12 protein-coding genes are annotated in these 13,790 nt (G+C 68.5%); 5 read left to right on the forward strand and 7 right to left on the reverse strand.

The genetic code is table 11. The features are described from left to right. Window positions 1-18: 18 nt before the first annotated feature. Together DNK52_RS13720 and DNK52_RS13725 are read right to left on the reverse strand one after the other, a co-directional pair. Window positions 19-609, reverse strand: a complete 591-nt coding sequence (locus DNK52_RS13720) for an RNA polymerase sigma factor (RefSeq protein WP_110241564.1) — start codon at window positions 607-609, stop codon at window positions 19-21. Further along, window positions 606-1,445 (reverse strand): hypothetical protein, encoded by an 840-nt coding sequence (locus DNK52_RS13725; RefSeq protein ID WP_110241565.1) that lies wholly within the window; start codon window positions 1,443-1,445, stop codon window positions 606-608. Before DNK52_RS13725 ends, DNK52_RS13720 begins: the two co-directional genes overlap by 4 nt. Before the next feature lie 262 nt (window positions 1,446-1,707). Here DNK52_RS13725 and DNK52_RS13730 point away from each other — a divergent pair, with 262 nt between their 5' ends. Genes DNK52_RS13730 through DNK52_RS13740 form a run of 3 tightly spaced genes read left to right on the forward strand, consistent with a single transcriptional unit; the run spans window position 1,708 to window position 6,850 of the window. After that, window positions 1,708-3,789 carry a hydantoinase/oxoprolinase family protein gene (locus tag DNK52_RS13730; RefSeq protein ID WP_110241648.1) on the forward strand — a complete coding sequence of 694 codons (2,082 nt, stop codon included), beginning with the start codon at window positions 1,708-1,710 and terminating at the stop codon, window positions 3,787-3,789. After that, the gene (locus tag DNK52_RS13735; protein WP_110241566.1) at window positions 3,786-5,606 is read left to right on the forward strand and encodes a hydantoinase B/oxoprolinase family protein; all 1,821 of its coding nucleotides are present in this window, start codon (window positions 3,786-3,788) and stop codon (window positions 5,604-5,606) included. Before DNK52_RS13730 ends, DNK52_RS13735 begins: the two co-directional genes overlap by 4 nt. Before the next feature lie 50 nt (window positions 5,607-5,656). Continuing rightward, window positions 5,657-6,850 (forward strand): amidase, encoded by a 1,194-nt coding sequence (locus tag DNK52_RS13740; RefSeq protein WP_204163537.1) that lies wholly within the window; start codon window positions 5,657-5,659, stop codon window positions 6,848-6,850. Window positions 6,851-6,882: 32 nt separating this feature from the next. Here DNK52_RS13740 and DNK52_RS13745 read toward each other — a convergent pair whose 3' ends face one another. Next, window positions 6,883-7,590 (reverse strand): FadR/GntR family transcriptional regulator, encoded by a 708-nt coding sequence (locus DNK52_RS13745; protein ID WP_110241567.1) that lies wholly within the window; start codon window positions 7,588-7,590, stop codon window positions 6,883-6,885. A gap of 203 nt (window positions 7,591-7,793) precedes the next feature. Between DNK52_RS13745 and DNK52_RS13750 the strand changes: the two genes are divergently transcribed. Both DNK52_RS13750 and DNK52_RS13755 read left to right on the forward strand, forming a co-directional pair. Next, window positions 7,794-8,273, forward strand: a complete 480-nt coding sequence (locus DNK52_RS13750; protein ID WP_110241568.1) for an Hsp20/alpha crystallin family protein — start codon at window positions 7,794-7,796, stop codon at window positions 8,271-8,273. Window positions 8,274-8,440: 167 nt separating this feature from the next. After that, window positions 8,441-9,520 (forward strand): phosphatase PAP2 family protein, encoded by a 1,080-nt coding sequence (locus tag DNK52_RS13755; RefSeq protein WP_110241569.1) that lies wholly within the window; start codon window positions 8,441-8,443, stop codon window positions 9,518-9,520. Here DNK52_RS13755 and DNK52_RS13760 read toward each other — a convergent pair whose 3' ends face one another. Genes DNK52_RS13760 through DNK52_RS13775 form a run of 4 tightly spaced genes read right to left on the reverse strand, consistent with a single transcriptional unit; the run spans window position 9,521 to window position 13,788 of the window. Then, window positions 9,521-10,180 carry a response regulator gene (locus tag DNK52_RS13760; RefSeq protein WP_110241570.1) on the reverse strand — a complete coding sequence of 220 codons (660 nt, stop codon included), beginning with the start codon at window positions 10,178-10,180 and terminating at the stop codon, window positions 9,521-9,523. After that, window positions 10,170-11,906, reverse strand: coding sequence for a sensor histidine kinase (locus tag DNK52_RS13765; RefSeq protein ID WP_110241571.1), 1,737 nt, complete (start codon window positions 11,904-11,906; stop codon window positions 10,170-10,172). Before DNK52_RS13765 ends, DNK52_RS13760 begins: the two co-directional genes overlap by 11 nt. A gap of 55 nt (window positions 11,907-11,961) precedes the next feature. Then, a complete protein-coding gene (locus DNK52_RS13770) occupies window positions 11,962-12,861 on the reverse strand; it encodes a universal stress protein (RefSeq protein WP_110241572.1) in 900 nt (299 codons plus the stop codon). Between the two features lie 18 nt (window positions 12,862-12,879). Next, window positions 12,880-13,788: a universal stress protein gene (locus tag DNK52_RS13775; protein ID WP_110241573.1), complete on the reverse strand. Its 909-nt coding sequence runs from the start codon at window positions 13,786-13,788 to the stop codon at window positions 12,880-12,882. Window positions 13,789-13,790: the final 2 nt, after the last annotated feature.

Below are 13,790 nucleotides of genomic sequence, written 5' to 3' on the forward strand. Positions count from 1 at the left end.
CTTGCGTCCGCGGGATGGTCAGGAGGCGGCGGCAGAGCCCGGTTCGGAGCGGGGCTCCCGCTCGCGGACGACCTCCAGGCGTGGTGCGGTGACCAAGTCCCGCAACCGCTTGAGGCCGCGGTGGCGAGCCACCCGCAGCGAGACTCGGCTGATGCCAAGGATCTCTGCTGCGGTGGCGTAGTCGATCCCGAGCCCGTAGACCAGTCCGATCACGGACCGCTCCCGGGGCGGGAGCGAGGAGAGTTGCGAACGCACCCAGTCGTTGGCCAGGACGTCGACATGGGGACCTTCGACCGCTCCGAGGAGCTCCGTCACGTCTCCGGGGGACGTGGCGCGCCGGTCGGACGTACGTCGGGCGGTGAGGCTCAGGCGCCGTGCGATCCCGAAGAGCCATCCCGCGAAGTCAGAGGTGGAGCCTTCGAAGTCAGCGATCTTCTGGGCGGCCACGAACCAGGCCTCACCAGCGATGTCCTCGGGCGAGGCCATCGTGTCGCCCGTGGGTCGCGTCTGCAACCACACCACGAGTCGTCCGCCGTGTTGGCGGTACAGGACTCGCCAGGCGTCGGGGTTGCCCTCCTTGGCGAGGGCGACGATTGCGTCGTCGGTCATCGGCGTACGCCCCCGCTCCCCAGCGAGCCAGTGGCTGGGGCGGTGTCCTCAGCGGGAGCCCTGCCTCGGCTCTTGGGAGTGACCGGGTTGCCGTCCGTCTTCTCTGCCTGCTCCGCGGGCCTGGACTCGGGGTCCGGCTTCTCCTGGGCCTCGGGCTCGGAGTCCGTCTTGCCCTTGTCCTTGTCCTCGTTCCTGGTTGTGGACCCTGACTTTTCCTGCGCGCCGTCCCGGCGCTTCTCGGACCTCGTGTCGCCCCGGTCCTTGGTCTGGTCCTTGGTGTGATCCTTGGTCTGGCCGCCGCCCTGCTTGACGCCGTCACCCGAGCCGTTGCCCTGGCCACCGTTGCCCTTCTCATCGCCCCGGCCGACGTCGTCACCCGGAGTGCTCTTGCCGTCCTCGCCCGGGGTGTCCGGGCCGGTCGCCTCGTCGCGCTCGCGCGGGTTCGCCTCGCCCGCGCCAGCCTCGCCCTGGTCTGTCTTGCCCGGGCCGTCTTCACCCGAATTCCCTTCAGGTCCGGCCTCGTCCGTTCCGGGCATGTCGGTGCCGGGCGCGTCCGTGTCGTCAGTCCCGGATGAGTCCCCCGGCGCCACGGGAGCTGGCGCCTCCTGACGCGGCGACGGCAGTCCGGGCACCTCGATCACTCCGGTGGCCCACGCGCCGCCGACCGAGGCCAGGAGCGCACCCGCAGCAACGGCGGAGACCGGGACCAGACGACGACCTCGACCAGCAGGCGCGGACGGCGCGCTCGTCCGCGCCATCTCGGACAACTGGTGCACGAGGTGGTCGGGTGGCTCGAGCTCTGGGGCTGCGAGTCGCAGGTCTGGTGGAGTGATCATGGTCGCTGGCCTTCGTGGTTGGCGAGTCTCACGATAACTCGGGTCGATGGCGGCCCGGGGTCGTTCAGTGGTTCCGCACACCCAAGGGGACTTGCCCCGGCAATCCCCATACAGCGGTGATTCCTCTGCTCTTTAGGCTCTCAAACCGGCCGCACGCCTCAACTGACCTCGATTCTGAACTTAATCATCAGAGGTATTGATTTCTGGGTGTGGTCCGGGTCACCATGGAGATCCCCAAGTGACGACCCCAGAACGGATGAGCATGAAGCGAATCGGAGTCGACGTCGGTGGCACCTTCACCGACCTCGTGCTGTGGGACGACGACGGCACGGTCACCGTGCACAAGACGCCCTCGACCAATCATGATCCCTCGATCGGCACCATGGACGGCATCAGCGTCCTCGCCGAGCAGGCCGGGATCGATCCCAGCGAGATCGAGATGTTCTTCCACGGCACGACCGTGGCCACCAACATCGTTCTCGAACACAACGGCAGCGACGTCGGGATGATCACCACCGACGGCTTCCGCGACCTGCTCCACATCGCGCGCAAGAAGCGCCCGCTCAACTACTCCAACTACCAGGACCTGCCCTGGCAGAAGTGGCAGCTGGTCCCCCGGCGCAACCGACGTACGGTGCCCGAGCGGATCGCGGCGAACGGCGACGTCATCACCCCCCTCGATGACGAGGCCGTACGCCGTGAGGTGCGCCTGCTGCGCGAGCGCAAGGTGGCGGCCATCGCCGTCGCGTTCCTGCACGCCTACCGCAACCCCACGCACGAGCAGCGGGTCAAGGAGATCATCCTCGAGGAGTACCCGGAGGTCTTCATCTCGCTCTCCAGCGAGGTGGCACCCCAGTACCGCGAGTACGAGCGCTTCTCCACGACCGCGCTGAACGCCTTCGTGGGCCCCAAGACGTCGACGTACGTGGCCAACCTCGCCAGGAAGGCAGCCGAGGCGCAGGTGGGCGAGGACGTCCACCTGATGACGTCGGCCGGTGGCCTGGTCACCTCTCGCAGCGCCAGCGAGATCCCGGTCTCCCTGCTGACCAGCGGCGTCGTCGCCGGCCTCCTGGGCGGGTGCGCGATCGGCAAGGCGTCGGGCTTCCCGAGCGTGATCACACTCGACGTGGGCGGCACCTCCGCCGACGTGGGCGTCGCCCCCGACGGTCGTCTGCGGATGAAGCACCTCCTCGACACCCGGATCGGCGACTACCACGCCATGATCCCGATGGCCGAGGTCGACACCATCGGCGCCGGCGGCGGCTCGGTCGCCGTGGTCGACGAGGGCGGCATGTTCCGTGTCGGCCCGCGCAGCGCCGGCGCCTACCCGGGCCCGGCCTGCTACGACCGTGGCGGTGTCGAGCCCACCTCCACCGACGCCATGATGGTCATGGGCTGGCTGCGTGAGGACAGCTTCCTCTCCGGCACGATGGCGGTGAAGCCCGAGCTGGCCGTGGACGCGATCCGCGAGCACGTCGCCGAGAAGCTCGGCACCAGCCTCGAGAAGGCCGCGATGGGCATCTTCACTATCCTCGCCCACTCGATGACCGAGGCGATCAGCCTCCACTCCGTACGCAAGGGCTACGACCCGCGCGACTTCTCCCTCGTCGCCGAGGGCGGCGCCGGCCCCCTCTACGCCTGGCAGATCGCCGAGCAGCTGGGCATCCCGCGCGTCATCGTGCCGGGCCACCCCGGGATCACCTCCGCGGTGGGACTGCTGACCACCGACATCCGCTACGAGGTCCCCACCACGGTGTGGACGTCGTCGGACGAGCCGGACCTGGCGCTGATCCAGTCGGAGATGGACCGTCTCGCCTCCGAGGCCGGCAACCAGTTGCGGGCCGACGGCATCGGTGAGGGGGACGTGACCCTGGAGCGCAGCGTCGACTGTCGCTACGTCGGTCAGGGCTACGAGCTGCGGGTGCCCGCTCCCGACGGTGAAATCACCGCCGAGTGGGTCCAGCAGGTCGCGGACGCCTTCCACGAGGCGCACGGACGTACGTACTCCCAGCGCTTCGACGACAAGTCGGTCCAGCTCGTCAACATCCGGGTCACCGGCGTCGGCGCTGTGCCCCACGTCCAGATCCAGGAGATCGAGTCGGGTGGCACGGACGCGTCGGCCGCTCTGAAGACCACCACCCGCGCCCTCTTCTGGGAACGCGACTCCGCGGAGCCCATCTGGGTCGAGACCCCGGTATTCCAGCGGGAGAAGCTGCTGGCGGGCAACACCTTCACCGGTCCCGCGATCGTCGAGCAGTTCGACTCCACCACCATCGTCGGCATCGGCCAGAAGGCAACCGTCGACAAGGTCGGCCACATCATCATCGAAAGGGCTTCCGCATGAGCAAGGACGTCATGCCCACGACCGGTGTCTCGCTGGCCGGTGAGGCCACCCGCACCTGGAACGACGTCGACGTCGACCCGATCACCCTCAGGGTCATCGGCGGCGCCCTCGACTCCACCGCCAAGGAGATGGCGCAGGTCCTCTACCGGATGGCCTACTCCAGCCTGATCCGGGAGTCGGAGGACCTCGGCGCAGGTCTCTTCGACGTCAACGGCCGCGAGCTCTGCGAGTCCGACTCGACGCCGATGCACTGCGGCTCGATCCCGGCCTACATCCGCGGCATCAACCGCCGTCTGGCCGGCACCTACAAGCCCGGCGACGTGGTGCTGCACAACCACCCGTACCACGGTGCGGCGCACTCGCCGGACTACGGCGTCGTCATCCCGATCTTCTGGGAGGGCGAGCACGTCGGCTTCGCCGGGTGCACCGGCCACGTCTCCGACATCGGCGGCAACTTCCCCGGGCTCTGCATGGACGTCGTCGACGTCTGGGCCGAGGGCAAGCTGATCGACTCGATGAAGATCTACGACGCGGGCGTGCGCAACGACTCGCTGATCCAGCACATCCTGGACAACGTCCGGACCCCGGAGCAGAACCGTGGCGACCTCGAGGCACTCATCGCCTCGGCCCGGATCGGCGAGAAGCGTTTCGTCGAGATGCTCGAGAAGTACGGCCTCGACGTGGTGATGAGCTCGGCCGAGCGGTGGATGGACTACTCCGAGGAGATGTTGCGCTCCCGGATCCGGGCCATCCCCGACGGCAGCTACTCCGCCCCGGTGGGCTACCTGGACGACGACGGCAAGAACCGTGACGTGCCGGTGGCCGTGGCGGTTCGGGTGCAGGTCGAGGGCGACGAGGTCCTCATCGACCTCACCGGGTCCAGTCCCCAGGTCCCGACGGCGTTCAACGTGCCGTTCGAGGGCTCGGTGCTCCCGGTGGCGGTCAGCGCGATCCGCACGATCCTCCTGGACGAGGCCGTGATCGACGACTACGTGCCGCAGAACGACGGTTGCTTCCGGCCGGTGAAGGCGTACGCCCCCGAGGGCACGATCTTCAACCCGGACTTCCCGGCCTCCTGCTTCGCGCGCTTCTCGCAGGTCAACCGGGTCTTCGACTCGATCAACCTGGCGCTGGCGCCGGTCCTCCCGGACCACGCGGTGGCCGGTTCGTCGGCGGCGCTCTGCGCGATCGCCTACTCGGGGCTGGCCGACGACGGCGAGTCCTACTGGGTCTACATCGAGATCAACGAGGGCTCCTACGGCGGGCGCCAGGGCAAGGACGGCATGGACGCCGTCGACACGCTGATGGCCAACACCCGCAACAACCCGATCGAGGAGCTCGAGCTCAACCACGCGATGCGCGCGTTGCGCTACCAGTTGCGCGACGAGGCGCCGGCTCCCGGCCGGTGGCGCGGCGGCATCGGTAGCCACCGCAGCTGGCTGATGCTCACCGACACCTTCCTGGGCTCGGAGGCCGACAACCGCTCCGACGCTCCGGCCGGTGCACTCGGGGGTCACGACGGCGTCTCGGGCTCGTTCGTCCGCAACGCGGGGACCGATCGCGAGGAGGTGCTCTACTCCAAGGTCACCCAGGAGATGATCAAGTCCGGCGACACCCTGGACATCAAGATGCCTTCGGGTGGTGGCTTCGGTGACCCGTTCGAGCGGGACGCCTTCCAGGTGCTCTCCGACGTGTGGGACGAGTACCTGAGTGCCGAGGACGCCGAGCGCGACTACGGCGTGGTCGTCGACACCGAGACGTGGACGATCGACGAGGAGGCCACGGATCGGTTGCGGGCTGCGAGGGCCGCCGCCTGAACACCGTGCTGGGAGGGGGTCTCGCGGCCCCCTCCCCCGACCGCCTGAGGGTGGACGAGCTCCTCAACTCCGTCATCACCTGGGTCCCCCCGGGTGAGCCGGAGGTGGGGCCGCTGTCCGGTCTCACGGTCGGGGTCAAGGACAACATCGAGGTCGGGGGCGTGCTCTCCACGTGCGCCTCCGACTTCTTCGCCGACCGCGTCGCCACCGAGGACGCAAGCGTCGTACGCCGGTTGCGCGCCGCGGGGGCCGACATCGTGGCCACCCTCAACCTGGCCGAGTTCGCGGTCGGCGTCACCTCGCAGAACTCGGCCGCCGGCGGCCCGCGCAATCCGTGGGACCCGAGTCGGGTGCCTGCCGGGTCGAGCGGTGGGTCCGGCGCAGCGGTGGCGGCCGGTCTGGTCGACGTGGCACTGGGCACCGACAGCGGAGGGTCGGTGCGTCTGCCGGCCGCAGCGTGCGGGGTGGTCGGTCTGCGGCCCACCCCGGGGGTGATGGACATGACGGGGGTCTACCCGGTCAGTCCGGACTTCGACACGGTCGGCCCGATGGCCCGCACGGTGGACCTCGTCGCGCGTACGTTCGACGTGCTCAGCGAGGTGCCGCGACGCACAGCTGCCCCGCGGCGAGTGGGGGTGCCGCGCCACTTCGTCACCGACGACCTGGATCCAGGGGTCGTCGAGGTGATGGCCGGCTTCCGGAAGCACCTCGGCGAGCTCGGACTGGACCTGGTCGAGGTCGAGATCCCCCTGCACGCGCAGGCCCAGAGCCACGTCTACACGTTGCTCTACTCCGACCTCGCGAAGTTGCATGCTGAGCGGTTGGGCGAGCCGGAGCGTTTCCAGCCGGCGACTCTGCAGCGGGTGCGTCAGGGGCTGACGATCACCGACGACCAGCGGCGCTTCGCGGCCCGGGCCCGCAGCGACTTCCGGGCGGGGATGCGGGAGGTGCTCCAGACGGTCGACCTGGTGGTGACCCCGACGCTGCCGGTCGACGTACCGTCGGTGCAGGAGGAGGAGGCGGTGCTGCGGCAGTCGGTACGGCTGGGCCAGCTCTCCTACCCGTGGTCGTTGCACAACGGGCCGACGATGTCGCTGCCCGTGGGGTTCCACCCCGACTCCGGCATGCCGGTCGGCGCCCAGCTGACGGCCGCGCACTGCGACGAAGAGGTCCTCTTCGCCGTCGGTCGCCGCTACCAGGCGGAGACCGACTGGCACACCCGGCGTCCGCCCGTCTGCCTCTGATCAATCGAGGCAAGTCAGGCGAGCGCCGCAGGTCACTGCTCGGTGCCGGTGAGCAGCGCCATCTCCTTGTACGCGTCCTCGAGACGGTGGAGGTGGCGCTGCATCCGTGACATGGCGGCCAGCGAGTCCTGCGACTCGATGGCCGCCATGATCGCGCGGTGGTCGGCCTGGGAGGTCTCCCAGAAGTCGGACGCGGTGCGTTCGGGCACGAAGCGTCGGCTCAGCACCCGGAAGACGGGGGCACAGACCAGCTCCAGCATCGGGTTGCCGGAGGCCTGCAGGATCTGCATGTGGAAGTCCTGGTGTCCGGCGTAGTCAGTCTCCAGTGCGGCCGACTCGACGGAGCGGCGCATGGCCTCCATCTGCTCCTGGCTGCGGTGACTCGCAGCGTGCCCGGCTGCGTGCACCTCGGTGAGCTGACGTACGTCCATGAGCTGCTCGACAGTGACCTCCAACGCCGCGGCCATCAGCGCCACGCTGTGCTCGAGGTGGGAGGTGATGGTGGCGACGTCCGGGCTGGCCACGAAGGTGCCGCCGGTGGTGCCACGCGTCGTGAAGACGAGGTTTTCGCTGGCGAGCGTACGCATCGCTTCACGGATCGTGCTGCGACTGTTGCCGGAGGACTCGATCAGCTCAGCCTCGCTCGGCAGCCGTTCTCCGGGCGCGAATTCACCGGAGAGGATCCGTCGCCGGATCTCGGATGCAACCACCTCGTAGGCGGGGAGCTTCACCTCGGCCATGCACGTCCTTCCGTCCTCGCAAGTCAATCACGGAAGGCCGTCAGGGCCCGAGGACGACGCGCCCGCACGCTGACCGCTCCCCCGCTCACAGACCCTCATGTCCGGGCTTGATTTCGTCGGCTCTGTCGTCTAGATAGAAATGTGTAAGTGCTGAACAGGCCGAGGGCCTGGTGCCCTCGCGATCAGAACCAGGAGGACATGTGATGTTGATCCGTACCGCTGACCCGTTCCGTGACCTCGATCGTCTGGCCCAGCAGGTGCTCGGCACGACCAACCGGCCGGCCGTGATGCCGATGGATGCCTGGCGCGAGGGTGAGCGCTTCATCATCGAGTTCGACCTGCCCGGGGTCTCACCAGAGAGCATCGACCTCGACGTGGAGCGCAACGTGCTCACGATCCGTGCCGAGCGCGTGGCTCGCAACGGCGACTGGGAGTCCTTGGCGTCCGAGCGGCCCAAGGGTGCCTTCAGCCGCCAGTTGGTGCTCGGGGACAACCTCGACCTGGACGCGATCGAAGCGGCGTACACCGGCGGCGTGCTGCGCCTGGTCGTGCCGGTCACGGAAAAGGCCAAGCCGCGCAAGATCCAGGTGAACGTCGAGTCGGGCGACGACAACCGCACCGCCATCGGCAGCGCGGAGCAGCCGGAGCAGCCTGAGCAGCCGGAGCACATGCATGCTGGCTGAGTCTGCGTGATCTCCCGGGAGCCTGACCGGTAGGGAAGGCTCCCGGGCTCACGTCCGGATCCCAGTGCTTGCGGCCCGTCGCCAGCAAGGGCTGCGCTTTGTCCCTAGACTCCCCACCGGTAGCAGGACGCACGTCCCACAGCGGGATCACGACGAAGGCGAGCAAGATGACGACCCCCACCTCCGACGTCGACCCGGTGGAGGTGGGCCCGATCCGGCAGTCGGATGCGGAGACCCGCTCGGGCCGGCCGCCTCGCCCGTACACGTCGCCGAAGCACCGGGTGCTCGCGATGGCTGTCTACGCGGCGGCACTCACCCTGTGGACCGCTTTCGTCGGGTTGCCCAACGACCCAATCGGGGTCTTCCTGTGGTTCTGGGCTGCCGGCATCGCCTGGAACATCGACGCGCCGCGTGGCTACCACCTCGGCTTCCCGCGGGACTGGTGGCCAGCGTTGTTGGCCCTGGCCATCTACTGGTTCACCCGCGGCCTGGCCGACGAGCTGGGTCTGGCGGTGCACGTCACCGAACCGATCCGGGTCGACCAGTGGCTCAACGGGCTCTTCGGCGGCAACCCCAATGAGATCCCCACCGCGGTCCTGCAACGCGAACTCTGCGGTGACCCGTGCTCTGCCGGCAACGAAGCCCGCTGGTACGACCTCTTCCTCAGCACCGTGTACGCCTCCCACTTTCTGGTCGGCATCTCCATGGCTGTGGTGCTGTGGGTGCGCAACCGCACTGTGTGGCTGATGTGGATGCGTCGCTACCTCGCGATCAACTACGCCGGTCTGGCCATTTACTTCCTCTACCCGATGGCGCCGCCGTGGTGGGCCTCGCGCGAGGGTTACCTCCCCGACCTGCCCAGGATCACCAGCCGGGGCTGGTCCGACATCGGTCTCGAACGCGCCAACATCGTGTTGCAGGGCATGGGAAATCCGGTCGCAGCGATGCCTTCCCTGCATGCGGGCATCGCCTTCCTGGTCGCCTTCTGGGCCATCGCACGTCTGCGCTCCAGCCTGCGGTACCTGATGCTGCTCTACCCGTTGACCATGTCGGTCGCCCTGACGTACTTCTCCGAGCACTACGTCATCGACCTGATCGCCGGTGGGCTGCTGGCTGGCGCAGTGATGGTGGGCTGCCGTGCCTGGGAGTCGTGGCGGGCACGGCGAGCCCGACCGGTGGTCACCACCGCGGAGGCTCAGGAGTTCACTGGATCAGCCGTGGCGGGCGGGCGATTCGGTCGGGGGTGATCAGCCCTTCGAAGAGCGTCTCAGGAGTTTGGTCGCCAACACCGCGGCCTGGGTCCGTCGCTCCAGGCCGAGCTTCGCCAAGATGCTGGAGACGTAGTTCTTCACCGTCTTCTCGGCCAGAAACATCCGCTCGCCGATCTGACGGTTGGTGAGTCCGTCTGCCACCAGTTCGAGGATGCGCCGCTCCTGATCGGTCAGGGCTTCCAGTTCCGGAGCCGCCCGGTCAGGGTGGCGGATTCGATCCACGACGACGTCCATGAGTCGAGGGTCGATCAGGGAGTGCCCCGCAGCCACCCGGCGCACTGCGGCGACGAGGTCCGCCGACTTCGCCTCCTTGAGGAGGTAGCCCGAGGCACCGGCCATGATGGCTGCGAACAAGGCCTCGTCATCGTCGTACGACGTCAGGATGAGCCCATTGATGGAAGGGTCCACGGACCTGACAGCGCGGCACACGTCGATCCCGGATCCGTCGGGCAGTCGTCCGTCCAGGATCGCGACATCGGGTTTCAATGCGGGGATGCGGTCCGTGGCAGTGACGGCGGAGCCGGTCTCACCCACCACGTCGATGTCGCCCGCCGCCTCGAGCAAGGCCCGAAGCCCCCTCCTGACCACGTCGTGATCGTCCAGGATGAAGACCCGGATTCTGGCTTCACTCGTCATCGAGCGTCTCCCTTCTGGTTCCGGCGCGGGGCGTGGGCACCGACCATGTGACTCGAGTGCCGTTCCCCTCGCCGGGTTGCACCGTGTACGTCCCTGATCGGGCCCGCGCTCGCTGCTCCAGGTTGTGGAGGCCACTGCGCCGCTCGGGGGTGCCGATTCCCTTCCCGTCATCCTGGACGCTCACTTCGAGACGGTCGCCACGGACGCGAGCCACCACCAACGCGGTCGAAGCCTCGGCGTGTCGGGCAACGTTGCTGAGCGACTCCCTCACCACGGCGCAGACGTCGTCGGACAACCTCTCGTCCGTGGCAGAGTCCACGGGGCCGATGAACTGGAGCCGGGGCAGGTAGCCCAGCGACGGGGCAAAGGAGGCGCACACTTCGAGCAACTGACCTCGCAACCCCACACTGCTGCCCGGCTCGGTGCGAAGGTGGAAGATGTAGGTCCTGATCTGACGGATCGCGTCATCCAGTTGGTCGACGACGTCGCTGATCAGGTCAGACACCCCGCCCTCAGCCTTGGCGGCGGCTCCCTGGAGGGACATCCCTGCAGCGAAGAGCTGCTGGATCACCTGGTCGTGCAGGTCACGGGCGATGCGCGCGCGGTCCTCCAGGATGAGGGAGCGCTGCGCCTCGCGTCTCGCCTCCGCCAGCTCGAGGGCGACGGAGCCGTGGTGGGCGAAGTTGGTGGCCATGGCCACCTCAGCCTCGGCGAAGGGGTGCGCCCCCGGACGGCGCCCCACGACCAGGACGCCACTGACCGCCTCGCCGCCGGCCATCGGCAGGACCATCACCGGGCCAAGGGGCACGACGTCACCGATCACCACGCGCGACAAGCCGTCACCATGATGGCGCGCGGCGTCCTCGAAGACCTCTGGTTGGCCAGTTCGCAGCACCTTCTCGGCCACGGTCCCCGCGAGCTGGTAATTGAAGTGCGCCAAGCGCTCAGCGTCGAGGCCGACGGCGACCGCCACTCCCAGGAGATCTTCCTGTGCAGGGAGGACCACGGCCACCAGGTCAGCAACGGCCAACTCCGCGACCCGCTGCCCGATGGTGCGCAACGCCTGCTCTCCCGAGGCGACGAGCACCCGGCGCGTCATGTCCGTGGTGGCCTCCAGCCACTCCTGCCGCTGCACGGACTCCTCGTAGAGGCGCGCATTCTCGATCGCGACCCCTGCCGTGGCGGCCAGGGACAGCACCAGTTCCTCGTCCTCTGGGGTGAAGTTTCCCTCCCGCGGGGAGGCCAGGTACAGGTTGCCGAAGATCTCCCCCCGCACCCGGATCGGAACGCCGAGGAAGCCCTTCATCTCCGGATGGCCCGGGGGGAAGCCCACCGACCGGGGATCGTCACCGATCACTCGTAGGCGGATCGGGCGCGGGTCGTCGATGAGTGCACCCAACAGCCCGCGACCCTGCGGGAGATGACCGATGCGGCGCACTGTCTCCTCGTCGATGCCCGAGTGGATGAAGTCCTGCACGCCCGTCCCGTCGGCCGCGATGACACCGAGGGCACCGTACGGGGCGTCCACGAGGTGGCAGGCGACCACGACGATGCGCTCGAGGACAGAGGTGAGGTTGAGATCCCCGACGATCGACCGGTTGGCGCGAAGAAGAGATCGCACCTTGCCCTGCGCGCCCAGTCCGTCCTGCGCCTGCTCAACCAGCCGGGACCGCAACGCGTCCGATTGCAGGCGAGGACCCTCGGTGTGGTGCACACCTTCCCCCATGCTTCGACCCTAGAGGCTCCCGTCGCGTGGCACCACGCCCACAGGCCATCAGGTTTCACCTTCCGGTGCGGGATTCATCGTCGCGGGCGACATCGACCAGAACTACTGGGCAAGGCGCCTCCCGCAGGACGGCCCGGGCCACCGGTCCGAGGTGGGCGGGCAGCCGCATCCATGGGTCGCGCCGACCGATGACGAGCAAGTCGGATTCGCGGGCGTACTCGAGCAGTACGTCGGTGGCCGGCCCGTGGGTCACCTCGAGCGACACCTCGACCCCGGTCGTGTCAACCTCGCCCAACAGAGCAGCGACCTCGCACTCCGCTCGCTCGACCCACGCGGTCCTCTCGGGCACAGTCAGGGCGAACTGCTCGTAGTCTCCCGGGAGGGTCCACACATGCACCACCGACAGGCGGGCGCGGCTCAATCGGGCGGCATCGCGCGCTGCCTCCAGGACGGGTCGTGCGCCCCGGGGGTCGTCAATCCCCACGGTGACCGTTGACCCGTCGTCAAAACTGTGGATGGGGGCCCAGCGTTCGGGCACGGAGACGACCGGGACCCGCGAACGGGCGGCGACACCGCTGGAGATCGATCGCGTCACGACGCGCCGTGCCCGCGAGAGGTGGCGTCGCTGCAGCACCACGGTGCTGGCCCTGTTGGCCGCTTGGACGAGAGCAGGAACCACGGGACCGGCGACCAGTTCCGAGGTGATGGACAGCGCGTGGCTTGAGTGCTGCGCAAGGTACTCGATGGAGTTCTGGAGCACGAGCCGCCCCCTGCCCTCCAGGTCGAGAGACACCAGAGGGACAGTCTCAGGGCCCTGCTCCAGTCTCGCGACCACGTGCACCAGGTGCAGAGAGGTCCCGACGCGTACCGCTTCGTCGGCCGCGTACTTCAGCGCTGCATCCATGGGCACCGGGGCCACCGCAACCACGATCGAACGCCTTGTCTGGTCAGGCACAACGCGCTCCCGTCACGCTCATCGTGGGTCCTCGGAGCCCTTCCGTTCGTTGAGGTCCCCGTTGGCAGCGACCAACATCACCGGGCAGGCCGAGTCCCTGATCACCGCTCGGGCCACAGACCCCAGGTGTGAGCCCACGGGAATCAGGGCGTCGTGGCGTCCGAGCACGATCAGCTCGCTCGTCCGCGTGGCCTCGATGAGCAGGTCTGCGGGGGCGCTCCTGTGCACCTCGACCTCGACCTGGACGCCTGCCTCCTTGGCGACGGCGTCGATGGCGGCGTGGATCGCGCCGGTGTCGCGCCTGATCCACTCCTGCAACTCGCTGGCGCTCAGCAAGGACTCACGGTAGACGTCGGGGATGTCGACCGCGTGCAGGACTCTCAGCCCGCTGTTTCGCTCGGCTGCTTCCCTGACCCCGGCCCGGATCAGACCCTGCGACCCCTCGGGGTCCTCGAGACCCACGGTGACGGTCCGGTGTGCATAGTTGGGCGACGTCCATCCCTCGGGTACACCCACCACCGGCACCTCGGCCCGGGCTGCCACCCCGCCGGTCACCGACCGGGTGATCACACGCCGGAGGCGCGACAGATCGCGGTGCTGCAGGACCACCATGCAGGCGCTCTCTGTCGCCTGCACCAACGCGGGGACCACTAAACCCGTGATCAACTCGGCGGTCACCTCGATCGACTCTCCCGAGACCTCGCGAACCTTCGCAGCCGCTGCGCCCAGGATGATCCGCCCGAATCGATGGAGGTCAACGCTCTCCAGGAGGGCCGGGGGTGGGCCATGGTGCATGGGTCGCAACACATGCACCAGGTGCACCCCGCAGCCACGCCGGGTCGCCTCTCTCACCGCCCACGCAGCGGCGGCGTCGATCGGGTGCTCCCCAACGGCGAGCAGGATGTGGGGTGAGCGATCTCCCGGCACGG

Source organism: Nocardioides gilvus, from assembly GCF_003194605.1.
GTDB lineage: Bacteria > Actinomycetota > Actinomycetes > Propionibacteriales > Nocardioidaceae > Nocardioides > Nocardioides gilvus.

What these genes read in the sequence shown, in the direction of transcription:
- DNK52_RS13720 (WP_110241564.1), bottom strand. Translation starts at nt 609, where the DNA reads ATGACCGACGACGCAATCGTCGCCCTCGCCAAGGAGGGCAACCCCGAC.
- DNK52_RS13725 (WP_110241565.1), bottom strand. Translation starts at nt 1,445, where the DNA reads ATGATCACTCCACCAGACCTGCGACTCGCAGCCCCAGAGCTCGAGCCA.
- DNK52_RS13730 (WP_110241648.1), top strand. Translation starts at nt 1,708, where the DNA reads ATGAAGCGAATCGGAGTCGACGTCGGTGGCACCTTCACCGACCTCGTG.
- DNK52_RS13735 (WP_110241566.1), top strand. Translation starts at nt 3,786, where the DNA reads ATGAGCAAGGACGTCATGCCCACGACCGGTGTCTCGCTGGCCGGTGAG.
- DNK52_RS13745 (WP_110241567.1), bottom strand. Translation starts at nt 7,590, where the DNA reads ATGGCCGAGGTGAAGCTCCCCGCCTACGAGGTGGTTGCATCCGAGATC.
- DNK52_RS13750 (WP_110241568.1), top strand. Translation starts at nt 7,794, where the DNA reads ATGTTGATCCGTACCGCTGACCCGTTCCGTGACCTCGATCGTCTGGCC.
- DNK52_RS13755 (WP_110241569.1), top strand. Translation starts at nt 8,441, where the DNA reads ATGACGACCCCCACCTCCGACGTCGACCCGGTGGAGGTGGGCCCGATC.
- DNK52_RS13760 (WP_110241570.1), bottom strand. Translation starts at nt 10,180, where the DNA reads ATGACGAGTGAAGCCAGAATCCGGGTCTTCATCCTGGACGATCACGAC.
- DNK52_RS13765 (WP_110241571.1), bottom strand. Translation starts at nt 11,906, where the DNA reads ATGGGGGAAGGTGTGCACCACACCGAGGGTCCTCGCCTGCAATCGGAC.